We start from the raw sequence: 12,572 nt of genomic DNA, 5'->3' as shown, positions 1-12,572 counted from the left end.
GCGCGGCTACCGCGGGCGAGCGCGGCAGGAGAAGATCCATCGTCATGGCGAAACCTCGGGTTGCCGGGTCATGACCTCCCGGACGGACTGGGCCGCCATTGACGGGTGCCTGACCGCAGCCGTTGGCGCGGCGGGCGGCGGTGAACGCCCTGCCGGCATCACCGATCCGCGGCTCGACTGGCTGGCGATCATGGCGCTGGCCAACCGCGAATTCGTCACGCCGGCGCTCTGGACCGGGCTCGCCCGTTGCGGCGGCCAGGACGACATTCCCGCGGATGCCAGGGACTATCTCGCCCTGCTCCATCAGCAGAACGTCGAGCGCAACGCGCGGATCGCCCGGCAATGCCGGACGATCGGCCAGGCGCTCGACGCGGCGGGATTGCAGGCCACGCTGTTGAAAGGGGCCACCTGGCTATTCGACGATCCCGTCCAGCCGGACCGGATGATGCGCGACATCGACCTCCTGATGCCCGCCGGAACCATCGAAACCGCGGTCGAGGTGCTCAGGCGTATCGGCTATCGCGACATGGGCGGAACCGAGGACGGCCATTTTCATGTGACGCCGCTCTTGCCGCCCGATGGCGAGGCCAGCGTCGAAATCCACCGCGATCTCGCGCATCGGGCAGGCCTCGTTCCGGCCGCCGATCTGCTCGCGGAGGCCACCCCTGTCGCAGCCGGCCTGCTGATGCCGGCGATCCATCATCGCATCGCCCATAACGTGGTGCATGCCCAGGTCGAGAACGGCGATTGGGTCGCCGGCCTGTTCAGCCTGCGCGACGGGCTCGACCTGGCGCGGCTGGTGGCGCGCGGCGAGACCGCATGCGACTGGCAAAGGCTCGCCGCCGAGGCGCGCGCCCGCGGCCTGTTTCCGGTGCTGTCGGGCGCGATCCACACGGCTCATCGCATCCTCGCGAGCCCTTTGCCGCCCCCTTTCGCCGGCGACCGAAAAGGCCGCCTGCATGGCTGGCGCTGCGAAACGCAGCGCCACTGGCCTGTGCTCGCCAGGATATCGCGCGGCGCCGGCTTGTTGTCGCGGGCGACAGCCTGGGAACGCGATGCCTATGCGCTGAACCTCGGACCGGAGCGAAGCTGGCGCGCCCATGCCCGGGTCAACGCCCGGCGCACCCACAGGATCAAGGCGTCGTTCAGCCGCTGGCTGGCCTCGCGATCGGCGGGTCCAGAGACGTAGGGCCTCAGCCCTCAGCCGCCGCCGGCCAGCTTTTCGAGCCCCTCGCCGTCGAGCCGATAGAAGATCGCCGGCCGGACCGTCATGCCCAGGCGCTCGTAGAAGCGGATCGCCCCGTCGTTTTGCGGCTCGGCGGTCAGGTCGATGCGGCCGATGCCGTTGTCAATGGCGAAGCGCGCCAGGAAACGCATCAGCGCCTCGCCGACGCCGAGCCCGCGGGCCTCCGGCGCGACGAACAGGTCCTTGAGGAAGATCAGGCCCTTGAGCCGCCGTCCCGGATGGATCACCGCGAAGGCGGCGAAACCGACCGGCCGGCCGCCGTGGCGGGCGAGCGCGAACTGGCTGCCGAAGCGCCGGTCGCGCTCGATCCGGGCGAGCAGGTCGGTGACGTCCTCGATCCTGTCCGGCTCCAGCTGCGGGTTGTAATGCCGGTCCATCGCCTGGTTCATCAAGGCGATGTCGGCATGGTCCCCGGGGCCGCAGAGCCGGATATCGAGGGCGTCATCCGCCATGGGCTGTCACTCAGCGCGAGAACTTCTTGTACTGAATGCGCTTCGGAATGGTCGAATCGATGCCGAGACGGCGCTTCTTGTCTTCTTCGTAATCCTGGAAATTGCCTTCGAACCACTCGACATGGCTGTCGCCTTCGAAGGCCAGGATATGGGTGGCGATGCGGTCGAGGAACATGCGGTCGTGGCTGATCACCACGGCGCAGCCGGCATAGTCCTCGAGCGCCTCCTCGAGCGCGCGCAGGGTATCGACGTCGAGATCGTTGGTCGGTTCGTCGAGCAGCAGGACGTTGGCGCCGCGCTGCAGGATCTTGGCGAGATGCACGCGGTTGCGCTCACCGCCCGAGATCTGGCCGACCTTCTTCTGCTGGTCGCCACCCTTGAAGTTGAAGGCGCCGCAATAGGCCCGCGCATTGATCTCGCGCTTGCCCAGATAGAGGATCTCGTTGCCGCCGGAGATTTCCTCATAGACCGTCTTGTCGGCGGCCAGCGCGTCGCGCGACTGGTCGACATAACCGAGCTTGACGGTCTCGCCGATCAGGATCTCGCCCCGGTCGGGCTTTTCCAGGCCCGCGATCATGCGGAACAGCGTGGTCTTGCCGGCGCCGTTCGGCCCGATAATGCCGACGATGCCGCCCGGCGGCAGCCGGAACGACAGGCCGTCGATCAGCAGCTTGTCGCCATAGGCCTTGGACAGGTCGTTGAACTCGATGACGTTCTGGCCGAGCCGCTCGGCGATCGGAATGATGATCTGAGCGGTGGTCGGGCCGGCCTCGGCGGCCTGCTTGACCAGTTCGTCGTAACGCTGGATGCGCGCCTTGCTCTTGGCCTGGCGGGCCTTGGGCGAAGCGCCCATCCATTCCTGCTCGCGGGCGAGCGCCTTCAGGCGCGTCTCTTCCTCGCGGCCTTCCTGGATCAGCCGCTTCTGCTTCTGGGCGAGCCAGGACGAATAATTGCCCTCATAGGGCAGGCCGCGGCCGCGATCGAGCTCGAGGATCCAGCCGGTGACGTTGTCGAGGAAGTAGCGGTCGTGGGTGACGATCAGGATGGCGCCGGGATAGCTGCGCAGATGGCCTTCGAGCCAGGCGGTCGTCTCGGCGTCGAGATGGTTGGTCGGTTCGTCGAGCAGCAGCACTTCCGGCTGGTCGAGCAACAGCTTGCACAGCGCCACGCGGCGCTTCTCACCACCCGACAGCTTGTCCACCGCCCAGTCGTCGGGCGGGCAGATCAAGGCGTCCATGGCCTGGTCGACCTGGCTGTCGAGATCCCACAGGCCCTTGGCCTCGATCTCGTCCTGCAGCTTGGCCATCTCGTCGGCCGACTCGTCCGAATAGTTCATGGCGAGTTCGTTGTAGCGGTCGAGGATCGCCTTCTTGGCGGCAACGCCGAGCATGACGTTCTCGCGCACCGTGAGGTTCGGATCGAGCTGCGGCTCCTGCGAGAGATAACCGACCCGCACGCCTTCGGCGGCCCAGGCCTCGCCGGTATATTCCTTGTCGATGCCGGCCATGATGCGCAGCAGCGTCGATTTACCGGCGCCGTTGACGCCGAGCACGCCGATCTTGGCATCCGGATAGAACGACAGGTGGACGTTCTCCAGAACCTTCTTGCCGTTCGGATAGGCCTTGGTCAGGCCGGACATGTGATAGGCGAATTGACGGGCCATGGGGTCTCGCGTCCTGTCGGACTTTAGCGGTGATAGGGATTTGGGGCGCAGATAACGTCACCCTCCCCCCTGGCGCAAGCTGCAACACCGGAAATTTCCTGAGGTGACGTTGCGACATGATCGGGCGACACTGGCCCTCGCGCTTGAGCCCCGACGTCTCGAGCCCCAGGGGAGGACCGGCATGAACGCCTTGCGCATGGTTGTTTCGAGCACCGTCATCGGCCTGGCCGCCCTCTCCGCCGCCAGCGCCCAGGAGGTCGGCGGCCGCTATCAGGTCCAGGGCCAGAACGCCAACGGCTCGACCTATTCCGGCACCGCCGAAATTTCCGGCACCGCCGGCGGCAATTGCGCCATCCGCTGGGCGCTGCGCAACACGCCACCGAGCCAGGGTTTCTGCATGCGCCAGGGCGATGTCCTGTCGGCGGCCTACAAGCTCGGCGATGCGATCGGCCTGGTCGTCTACCGGCTTGGCCCGAACGGGGTGCTGGAAGGCACCTGGAGCATTGCCGGTACCGAAGGGGTCGGCAAGGAACGACTGACCCCGATCCGCTGAGCGAAGCAGGCATCACCGCAGGACAGGCCCGATGACCGACATGGCCGGAAGCCCACCGCCCCCCGGCCCTGGCCGGACGCGCCAGACCGCGATCTATCTGCGCGGCCTCGGCGGCACATTGCCGGCGGTGCCGGTGGCGCCGGCGGCCCTCGAAGACGCCGCCGGCCGCGCCATGACCCGCAACGCCTTCGGTTATGTCGCCGGCGGCGCCGGCATGGAGCGGACCATGGCGGCCAACCGGGCGGCCCTGGACCGGGTCGCCATCATGCCGCGCATGCTGGCCGATGCCTCGCGCCGGGATCTCCAGGTGTCGCTGTTCGGCCGCACCCACAAGGCGCCGTTCATGCTGGCTCCGATCGGCGTCCTGGAAATGGCGCACAAACAGGCCGAACGCGCGGTTGCCCGCGCGGCCAGGGCCGAAGGCATCGGCATGGTCTTCTCCAACCAGGCTTCCGTCGCCATGGAGGACGTGGCCGCCACGCTCGGCGATACGCCGCGCTGGTTCCAGCTCTATTGGAGCACCGATGACGACCTGACCCGTTCGCTGGTGGCGCGCGCCGAGACATCCGGCTGCGAGGCGATCGTGCTGACCCTCGACACGACCATTCTCGGCTGGCGGCCGCGCGATCTGGACCTCGCGTCCCTGCCCTTCCTGCGCGGCCAGGGGCTGGCGCAATATCTGACCGACCCGGTGTTCCTGGCCAAGCTGCCGCCGGCGCCGCCGGCCGCGCCGATCAGGCCCTCGGGGCTCGATCTCGTCACGGCGCTGATCGATCTCCTCGCCGCGTCACGCCGCTTCGGCATCAGCCTTTCGGCCACGCGCTCGGCGGTCGCCCGCTTCACCCAGATCTATTCGCGCCCGGACCTGGTCTGGGACGACGTCTCCAGGCTCAAGGAAATGACCCGGCTGCCGGTGCTGCTGAAGGGCATCCAGAGTGCCGCGGACGCCAGGGAGGCGGTCAATCGCGGCGTCGACGGCATCGTCGTGTCGAACCATGGCGGCCGTCAGGTCGACGGCGCCGTCGGCTCGCTCGACGCGTTGCCCGGCGTGGTCGCCGCGGCCGGCACGACGCCGGTTCTGTTCGATAGCGGCATTCGCTCGGGCGCCGATATGTTCAAGGCCCTGGCGCTCGGCGCCCGTGCCGTGCTGCTCGGCCGGCCCTATGTCTATGGCCTGGCGGTGGCCGGCGAACAGGGGGTCGCCGAGGTGATCCAGAACATGATCGCCGAACTCGACATCACCATGGCGCTGACCGGCTGCCGGAGCATTGCGGAGATCGCTCGGGCGGAAATTGTGAAAGGCTGAGATCGGCGGAGAGGCGCGCGGGCGGTACCGCGCTCGTCGTCCCGGAGAAGGTGACCACACCGCCCTCTTCGTCATGGCCGGCCTCGTGCCGGCCATCCACGCATTCCCTTGACCGCCGAAGACGTGGATGGCCGTGACAAGCACGGCCATGACGCGGTGTGGGTCGATGCGCCAGGTGGTGCCTTGTCAGACGTTCCCGCCACCAATCCCTCAAAGGCCGCGCAGGAAATCCACCACCAGCGCGCTCACCTCGTCAGGCCGCTCCTGCTGGATCCAGTGGCCGGCCATGTCGAGCACATGCAGGCCGCGCAGGCCCGGCAAGGTCTGCGGATAGGCCTCGACCTGCGCCTTGGACGCGGGAAAGCGCATCACGCCGTCCTTGGCGCCGACGATGAACAGGGACGGCTGGCGGATCGGCTGGCCGCGCCAGGGCGCCGTCAGGTGGAAATTGCGCGTCAAGTTGCGATACCAGTTGAGCCCGCCACGAAAGCCGGCGCGGCGAAACTCGCCGGCCATATAGGCGAGATGCTCGGCGGGCAGCCAGTCCGGCAGCGCCTCGGGATCCACGGTATTGCCGAGCACGCCGCCGGCCCCGAGATGCGTCATGCCCTTGGTCCGGTCGCGCTGGTTGCCCGAGCCGGTGAAATAGAGCCGTCTCAGGCTGTCCTCGGGATCGCGGTCCAGCTCGGCTTCGGCGACGCCCGGTGCCTGGAAATACTGAATGTAGAAGTCGCGGATCCCGAGCTTTTCCAGCGCGGTCAGGAAATCGACATGGCCGGGCGGCGTCCAGGGCACGCTCATGCCGACAACCGCGGGGAACACGTCCGGCCGGATCAGGGCGCAATGCCAGGCGACCGGCGCGCCCCAATCGTGGCCGACGACGACGGCCTGCGTCTCGCCCAGCGCCTTGACCAGGCCGACCTGGTCGGCGACCAGGTCGAGAAGCGTGTAGCGCTCGATCTCGGCGGGTGCATCGGTGCCGCCATAACCGCGCATGTCCGGCGCCACGGCCCGGTAACCGGCAGCGGCCACCGCCTTCAACTGGTGGCGCCAGGACGCCCAGCCCTCCGGCCAGCCATGGCAGAACAGCACCAGCGGGCCCTGGCCGGCCTCGGCATAGCGAATGGTGATGCCATTGGCCTTGACGGCCGAAAGCCTGATAGCCGGATCAACGCCGTCGGTCATGCCTCAGCCTCGCGTGCCTGATGCCACGTCCAGACCAAACAGGCCGGCGCGGCAAAGTGCAAGACCTACCGGCCTGCCCCGTCCCGGCCGGGCACCAGCGCCCTGGCGATGGCGAGGACCGCGATCGCCGCCAGCGCCGGCACCAGCGCGATCGGCGAGCCGGCGGCCGCCAGTCCCGCCGCGGCCGCCCAGGCGATCGAGGCGAAGGCCTCGGCGAAGGTGGCGACCCGCGAGGCGGTCTGCCGGCGGCGGAAAGCCGAGCGCTTGGCCGTGATTCGGAACATCAGCTGAATGGCCGTCGCGCTCGCGGCGGCGAGCAGGATGCCGATAGCGGCGACCGCGGCCGCGGCCGGCGACAGCAGGGCAACGGCGAGCAGCAGCGACGCCATGGGCAGCGCCACGGCGATCAGCACCGCCTGGATCTTGGCGTTCAGCACGGTGCGCGGCGCGAGCGGCGCGGTGGCGACCAGGTCCGGCGCGTCCTCGCCGGAAATGGCGAGCCAGGCGAGGCCGCCGGCCAATTGCCCCGCCGCCATCACCAGCACCGGCACGATCAGCGGTGCCGGATTGCTGCCCTCGCCGAAGCTCTGCCACATGAGCAGGGCCGGCGGCAGCAGGTAAAGCATCTGCATCAGCGTCTGCGACATCAGCCAGGGGTCGCGGGCGAGCAGTTTCAGCTCCTTGGCGCGCAGCGCCCGCACCGGGCTGACCGCGACGAAGCGCACCGACCGGGCATGGGCGCCCGGCATCGCCCGGGACGTGCTCGCCGCGGCGATGACCAGGCCGGCGAAGCGGTGCGAGGCGGCGGCGATCACCAGCGCCAGCAGCGCCAGGGCCAGGGCAAGCATGCCGATCGTCAGCCAGGCCTCGCCCAGGGCGGCGCGCGCCGGCCACCACAAAGGGCTGTCCGCCGCAGGCAACCCGCCGGTCACCGCCTCGCTGCTCAGGACGGCGAAGCGCCCGAGCCCCTGATGACCCATGATGGCCGCGACCTGCAGGCCGATGACGATGGCGGCGCCGACGATGGCGGCCATGACCTGGGCGGCGAAGCGCGTGCGCTTCGGCCCGACGACGCGGAACAGGCCGAGCGTGGCGAGGATCGCCAGCGCCGCGGCCGATGTCCCCATCGCCGCCAGCAGGCCATAGGCCCAGAGCCAGTGGGCACCGCCCTTGACCGCCAGCATGTTGACGAAGGGACCGATCAGGAGAAGCGCCATGGCCGTGCTGCCGGCGGCGATGCCGCCGAGGCGCAAGGCGAAGACGGTGCGGGCCGGCGCGGGCGAGGACAGGATCAGGTCGACGTCGCCGCGGGCATAGAGCACCCGGGTGACCGATTCCATCGCCTGCGACAGCATCAGCATCCAGGCCATGGCGGCGGCGGCGGTCACCATCAGCAGGCCGGCCGGATCGGCGCCGGCGTCAAGGCGCGCCAGCGGCGCGACGCTGAAGCCGGCGACCATGTGCAGGCCGCCGAGCGCGATCGTCGCGATCACCCCGGCGCGCAACGCGCCGTGACGCTTGCCGCGCAGCCACCACAGCCATTCACGCCAGGCCAGACGCAGCTCGTGGCGGGCGAACCACGGCAGCGAGGCGCTGGTCACGCCGCGAGCCCCGGATCATCCGCGGCGACGAGGTCGAGGAAGACATCCTCCAGCGATCCGCCGGCCTGCCCGGAACGGCGTCCCGCATGGCGCGCCAGTTCCTCCAGCGTGCCCTCGGCGACCAGCCGCCCCCGGGCGATCACGCCGATGCGCTCGGCCATGCGCTCGGCGACTTCCAGGATATGGGTGGTCAGGATCACGGTGGCGCCGGCGGCGACGCGCGCGATCAGCACGTCCTTGACCAGCCGTGCCGAGCCGGCATCGAGCCCGGTCAGCGGTTCGTCCAGGATGATCAGGCGCGGCTCGTGCACCAGCGCGCCGGCCAGCGCCACCTTCTGGCGCATGCCCTTGGAAAAGCCCTCGCAGCGCTCATTGGCGTGCGGGCCGAGGCCGAGAAGCGCGATCAGGGCGCGGGCCTGCCGCTCGGCGCCGGCGGGGGGACTGCCCCACAGCCCGGCGACAAAGGCCAGATATTCGAGCGGCGTCAGCTTATCATAGATCATCGGTTCGTCGGCGACCCAGGCGATCTGCCGCTTGGCGGCCACCGGATCGGCGAGCGCATCGATGCCGAACACCGAGATGCCGCCGGCATCCGGCCGCAGCAGGCCCGCCACCATGCGCAGCGTGGTTGTCTTGCCGGCGCCGTTCGGTCCGAGCAGGGCGTAGAACTCGCCGGCGCGCACGGTGAGGTCGAGGCCATCGACCGCCGGGCGGTCGAAGGCCTTGACGAGACGGGTGAGAACCAGGGCGGGCGGCGACATCGGTGCGGCTCCTCGGCCCGGCCGTTCGGCCGGACGCTTGAGGGATGAGGCCGCCAGAGGACCCGAGCGGGATTGAAATGCGGTAAAGCCGCATGGTGAATATGGCGGCCGGACGCCGATTATCCCTTCGCCGCGGCAAGAGATGGGCAAATCGGCCGATGCGCCCCGTCCTTAGGGCACCGCGCGCGCCGCCGCGTCACGCCGGGCCACCGCGAACAGCGCCTTGCCGATCAGCGAGGTCTCCGCGTCGACACAGCGGGCATAGATGCCCTCGCGCAGCCGCTGGAGCTCGCGGCTGGCCGGATCCGCCGTCGCGGCCATTTCGATCAGATGGACCGCGAGCCGGAGCTGGCCGGCCGCGGCCAGCGCCTCCGCGCGCCGGCCGAGCATCGCGGCTCCGCCCGCGAGGGTCGCGATCTCCCGAGCCAGCTCGGCCGCCGGCGCGGGCTTGAGATGGGCCGGATCGCCGTCATGCCAGCCGGCATAGAGATGCCAGATGCCGCGAACCACGAATTCCGGGTCGTCATATTTCGGCAGGAGATAGGGTTTCGCCAGAAGCGCCCGCGGCGCCCGGACCTGGTGCAGGATGTCGTCGAGCGAGCGCCCCTGGTTCATCAGGTCGCGGGTCTGGCCAACCAGGCTCTCCAGCACGGCGGCACCGTCGTCGAGCATTTCGGCGACGCGCGCAGCGCCGGCGACGACCGGGCCGTGGCCGGGCACGAGAATATCCGCGCCCAGCGCCCGCATGCGGCGAAGCGCGGCGGCCCAGTCGGGCGCGTAGCGCTGGACCTTGCGCGGGTTGCCGGCGTTCGGAAACACCCAGATGACGAAGTCGCCGCTGACCAGAATGCGCTGCCGCGGCAGCCAGACGAAGGTGGCGTCGTCGGTCTCGCCGCGGCCATGGACCAGGGAGAGCTCGACGCCGCCGACGGCCAGGTCGAGCCTGTCGTCATAGACCTCGTCCGGGCGCCGATGATCGCCCGGGAAGGTATAGTCGGATGCATTGAACTGCCGCCCCATGACGATGGTGTTCAGGCCCCGGGTTGCATCGTAGCGCGTCAGGCGATCGAGGACGTTGCGATGCGCGATGATCCGTGGCCGTGGCCGGCCCTTTGCCTCGGCCTCCTGGTCGAGCAGCCGCGCGCCCCAGGTATGGTCGATATGGCCATGGCTATAGATGACGGTGTGGACCGGGCTATCGTCCCAGCGGCGGATCGCGGCAAGGGTCTCGGCCGCGGTTTCGCGGCTACCGGTATCGACCATCACCAGCCCGTCGGCCGTGCGGATGACCGTGACGTTGCCGAAGAGATAGCCGGTCGAGACGGCCATGACGTCGTCGGCGATCTCGCGGATCACGCCGCCCGCCACCGCCGCGCTCCATTCCTCCATCGCCGCCTCGCCTTGCCAGAGCCGGTCGACCAGTCCCGCCATATCCGTCGCCATTGCCGCCATTCTCGATTGTCGCCGCGACGACCTTAGCCGAGCCCCCTTGCCAGCGTTGTGTCAGGAGACTGTCAACAGCCGCGGCTATGGCCTAGGGTCTCACGCCATGCGCCGCGCCGACCGCCTGTTCGAGATCCTGCAGATCCTGCGTCGGAGAAAGACGGCGAGAGCCGCCGATATCGCCGGGATCCTGGAGGTTTCGCCCCGGACGATCTATCGGGACATCCGCGACATGGTCGCCAGGGGCGTTCCCATCGAAGGCGAAGCCGGCGTCGGTTACATCCTGCGGCCGGGCTTCGACCTGCCGCCGCTGATGTTCAACGAAGACCAGGTCGAGGCGCTGCTGCTGGGCGCCCGCATCGTGCAATCCTGGGCCGATCCGGAACTGGCCGAGGCCGCCGCCGACGTGATCGCCAAGGTGCGCCATGTGCTGCCGGAGGCCCTCGGGCGGCGAATGGATGCGCTGACCTTGTGGGCGCCCGCCGATCACCATCGCGAGCCGATCGCGATCGATCAGGCCGGCCTGCGCCGGGCCATGCGGGAGCACCGCAAGATCCGCTTCCGCTACCGGGACGCCGGTGATCTCGTTTCCGAACGGCTGGTGCGGCCGCTGGTCATGGCCTTCTACGGTCCGGTCTGGGTGCTCGCCGCCTGGTGCGAGGACCGCGGCGCCTTCCGGGTGTTCCGGCTCGATCGCATGACCGATCTCGTCATCCTCGACGAACGCTTCCGCGCCGAGCCCGGCAGGACCGCCTTCGACTTCCTCAAGCAGGATGGCGACCGCCAGGCGACGGGCACGAGCGGCGCCTGAGATGCACGGCCGTAGTGACACGCGGCGTCCGTTATGCGTCACTCATCCGGCAGCGGCGAGAGCCGGACCATCTCGACAACCCTGATCGCGGGAGGAATGCCATGGCGCGCCTGGTGGTGATGTACAAGACGCCGAAGGACACGGCCGCTTTCGACACATATTACTTCGAGAAGCACGTGCCGATCGCCAAGAAGATCCCCGGCCTCGGCAAGTACGAGGTCAGCCAGGGCCCCGTCGGGACACCCGCAGGCGCCTCCGGCTTCCACCTGATCGCGACCTTGCATTTCCAGGATGTCGCGGCGATCCAGAAGGCCTTTGCGAGCCCCGAGGGGCGGGCGGCGGCCGCCGACGTCCAGACCTTCGCGACCGGCGGCGTCGACATGTTGCTGTTCGACAATCGCGAGGTGTGAGGCGACAGGGCGGAGCACGAGCGTTTCCAGCCCTCCTCCGAACGGCCGAAGCCGATGACCTCGCCGGTCATTGAAATGACCGGCGAAGCATCCGACCCTGCCGGCGTCATGCGCCGCAGGAGTCCAGCCGTGCCGTCCGACATCACCGCTCTCCATCCGTTCGACCAGGCAACCCGCGTCCTGGCCGACGGGACCCGCCGGACTGGCGCCACCAGCGACCTCTATTGGGCCTTTGTCGGGCCGTTCGGCGGGGCGACCGCCGCGACCATGCTCAGGGCGGTGCTGGAACATGACGAGCGGCGCGGCGAACCGCTGGCGCTGACCGTCAACTATTGCGCGCCGATCGCGCGCGGCGGCTTCGACATCGCGGTCCGGCTGGTGCGTGCCAACCGGTCGTCGCAGCATTGGTCGATCGAACTGCTCCAGGGCGACGAAGGCGTGGTGGCGACGGCCACCGCCGTCTTCGCCGAACGCCGGCCGTCCTGGTCGCATCAGGCGAGCGCCATGCCGGAGGTGACACCGGCCGAACAACTGCCGTCCTTGCCGAGAGACAAATTTTCGGGCTGGCCCCGGCAATATGATTTCCGCTTTGCCTCGGGCGGCCCGCACTTCGCCGCGACCTTGAACGAGGCGCCGACCGGCGCCCGCTCCGCCGTCTGGCTCGCCGACAGCCCCCCGCGCCGGGTCGACGCCTTGTCGCTGTCGGCCATGGCGGATGCCTTTTTCGGCCGCATCTTCCATGTCCGGGGCGCCATCGTGCCCTTCGGCACCGTGTCGATGACCACCTATTTCCACGTCGATGCCGCGGATCTGGCGGCCGAAGCCATCACCGGACTGCTCGGCGTCGCCGACGCCCACGTCTTCCACAAATCCTATGCCGACCAGACCGCCGAGCTCTGGTCACCCTCCGGCCGCCTGCTCGCGACCAGCCAGCAGATCGCCTATTTCAAGGCGTGAGGGTGGGGGTGCCTTGCGCGTCGGTCGGCGACTCCGGTTGTGGCCGGCCCCAAGACGAAAAGCGCAGTCGAATCAACCCTCTCCCAGAGGGAGAGGGTGGCAGCGTCAGCTGCCGGGTGAGGGGTCGTCCATTTCCGGATAGGGCGGTATGCGGCGTGAGCGCCGGCACCAGTCCTCGGGGCCT

At 69.2% G+C, this 12,572-nt stretch carries 12 protein-coding genes; 6 read left to right on the top strand and 6 right to left on the bottom strand.

Going from position 1 to position 12,572, the window contains the following annotated elements; all coding sequences use genetic code 11:
- The first annotated feature begins 70 nt into the window (after positions 1-70).
- The gene (locus AC07WJ_RS11385; RefSeq protein WP_494934675.1) at positions 71-1,189 is read left to right on the top strand and encodes a nucleotidyltransferase family protein; all 1,119 of its coding nucleotides are present in this window, start codon (positions 71-73) and stop codon (positions 1,187-1,189) included.
- A gap of 11 nt (positions 1,190-1,200) precedes the next feature.
- Here AC07WJ_RS11385 and AC07WJ_RS11380 read toward each other — a convergent pair whose 3' ends face one another.
- Positions 1,201-1,698 (bottom strand): GNAT family N-acetyltransferase, encoded by a 498-nt coding sequence (locus tag AC07WJ_RS11380; RefSeq protein ID WP_494934674.1) that lies wholly within the window; start codon positions 1,696-1,698, stop codon positions 1,201-1,203.
- Positions 1,699-1,708: 10 nt separating this feature from the next.
- Entirely contained in the window at positions 1,709-3,361 is a 1,653-nt protein-coding gene (ettA, locus tag AC07WJ_RS11375; RefSeq protein ID WP_494934673.1) for an energy-dependent translational throttle protein EttA, read from the bottom strand.
- Between the two features lie 181 nt (positions 3,362-3,542).
- Between ettA and AC07WJ_RS11370 the strand changes: the two genes are divergently transcribed.
- Both AC07WJ_RS11370 and AC07WJ_RS11365 read left to right on the top strand, forming a co-directional pair.
- Positions 3,543-3,914, top strand: coding sequence for a hypothetical protein (locus tag AC07WJ_RS11370; RefSeq protein WP_494934672.1), 372 nt, complete (start codon positions 3,543-3,545; stop codon positions 3,912-3,914).
- 31 nt (positions 3,915-3,945) lie between these two features.
- Positions 3,946-5,220, top strand: a complete 1,275-nt coding sequence (locus AC07WJ_RS11365; protein WP_494934671.1) for an alpha-hydroxy-acid oxidizing protein — start codon at positions 3,946-3,948, stop codon at positions 5,218-5,220.
- Positions 5,221-5,430: 210 nt separating this feature from the next.
- On the opposite strand, the gene AC07WJ_RS11360 is transcribed toward AC07WJ_RS11365, so the two are convergent.
- The 4 genes from AC07WJ_RS11360 to AC07WJ_RS11345 form a co-directional block, all read right to left on the bottom strand.
- On the bottom strand, positions 5,431-6,405 hold the full coding sequence (locus AC07WJ_RS11360; protein WP_494934670.1) for an alpha/beta fold hydrolase: 975 nt from the start codon (positions 6,403-6,405) through the stop codon (positions 5,431-5,433).
- A gap of 65 nt (positions 6,406-6,470) precedes the next feature.
- Positions 6,471-8,006 carry a permease gene (locus AC07WJ_RS11355; protein WP_494934669.1) on the bottom strand — a complete coding sequence of 512 codons (1,536 nt, stop codon included), beginning with the start codon at positions 8,004-8,006 and terminating at the stop codon, positions 6,471-6,473.
- Positions 8,003-8,767 (bottom strand): ABC transporter ATP-binding protein, encoded by a 765-nt coding sequence (locus AC07WJ_RS11350; RefSeq protein ID WP_494934668.1) that lies wholly within the window; start codon positions 8,765-8,767, stop codon positions 8,003-8,005. The genes AC07WJ_RS11355 and AC07WJ_RS11350 overlap by 4 nt, the downstream gene beginning before the upstream one ends.
- Positions 8,768-8,938: 171 nt before the next feature.
- Positions 8,939-10,210, bottom strand: a complete 1,272-nt coding sequence (locus AC07WJ_RS11345; RefSeq protein ID WP_494934667.1) for an alkyl sulfatase dimerization domain-containing protein — start codon at positions 10,208-10,210, stop codon at positions 8,939-8,941.
- A 106-nt stretch (positions 10,211-10,316) separates the two neighbouring features.
- Here AC07WJ_RS11345 and AC07WJ_RS11340 point away from each other — a divergent pair, with 106 nt between their 5' ends.
- The 3 genes from AC07WJ_RS11340 to AC07WJ_RS11330 all read left to right on the top strand — a co-directional run bounded on the left by AC07WJ_RS11340 (position 10,317) and on the right by AC07WJ_RS11330 (position 12,388).
- Positions 10,317-11,021: a helix-turn-helix transcriptional regulator gene (locus AC07WJ_RS11340; RefSeq protein ID WP_494934666.1), complete on the top strand. Its 705-nt coding sequence runs from the start codon at positions 10,317-10,319 to the stop codon at positions 11,019-11,021.
- A gap of 101 nt (positions 11,022-11,122) precedes the next feature.
- A complete protein-coding gene (locus AC07WJ_RS11335) occupies positions 11,123-11,431 on the top strand; it encodes an EthD family reductase (RefSeq protein ID WP_494934665.1) in 309 nt (102 codons plus the stop codon).
- A gap of 108 nt (positions 11,432-11,539) precedes the next feature.
- The gene (locus tag AC07WJ_RS11330; protein WP_494934773.1) at positions 11,540-12,388 is read left to right on the top strand and encodes an acyl-CoA thioesterase; all 849 of its coding nucleotides are present in this window, start codon (positions 11,540-11,542) and stop codon (positions 12,386-12,388) included.
- Positions 12,389-12,572 lie beyond the last annotated feature (184 nt).

Source organism: Phreatobacter sp. GW821-FHT04C01, from assembly GCF_059420385.1.
The sequence above is the reverse complement of the archived record's forward strand: the minus strand, read 5'-3'. Positions and strand labels throughout refer to the sequence as shown.

Bases quoted from the DNA above. Each gene is read 5' to 3' on its own strand.
- AC07WJ_RS11385 (WP_494934675.1), top strand. From the start codon at position 71: ATGACCTCCCGGACGGACTGGGCCGCCATTGACGGGTGCCTGACCGCA.
- AC07WJ_RS11380 (WP_494934674.1), bottom strand. From the start codon at position 1,698: ATGGCGGATGACGCCCTCGATATCCGGCTCTGCGGCCCCGGGGACCAT.
- ettA (WP_494934673.1), bottom strand. From the start codon at position 3,361: ATGGCCCGTCAATTCGCCTATCACATGTCCGGCCTGACCAAGGCCTAT.
- AC07WJ_RS11370 (WP_494934672.1), top strand. From the start codon at position 3,543: ATGAACGCCTTGCGCATGGTTGTTTCGAGCACCGTCATCGGCCTGGCC.
- AC07WJ_RS11365 (WP_494934671.1), top strand. From the start codon at position 3,946: ATGACCGACATGGCCGGAAGCCCACCGCCCCCCGGCCCTGGCCGGACG.
- AC07WJ_RS11360 (WP_494934670.1), bottom strand. From the start codon at position 6,405: ATGACCGACGGCGTTGATCCGGCTATCAGGCTTTCGGCCGTCAAGGCC.
- AC07WJ_RS11350 (WP_494934668.1), bottom strand. From the start codon at position 8,767: ATGTCGCCGCCCGCCCTGGTTCTCACCCGTCTCGTCAAGGCCTTCGAC.
- AC07WJ_RS11345 (WP_494934667.1), bottom strand. From the start codon at position 10,210: ATGGCGACGGATATGGCGGGACTGGTCGACCGGCTCTGGCAAGGCGAG.
- AC07WJ_RS11340 (WP_494934666.1), top strand. From the start codon at position 10,317: ATGCGCCGCGCCGACCGCCTGTTCGAGATCCTGCAGATCCTGCGTCGG.
- AC07WJ_RS11335 (WP_494934665.1), top strand. From the start codon at position 11,123: ATGGCGCGCCTGGTGGTGATGTACAAGACGCCGAAGGACACGGCCGCT.
- AC07WJ_RS11330 (WP_494934773.1), top strand. From the start codon at position 11,540: ATGCGCCGCAGGAGTCCAGCCGTGCCGTCCGACATCACCGCTCTCCAT.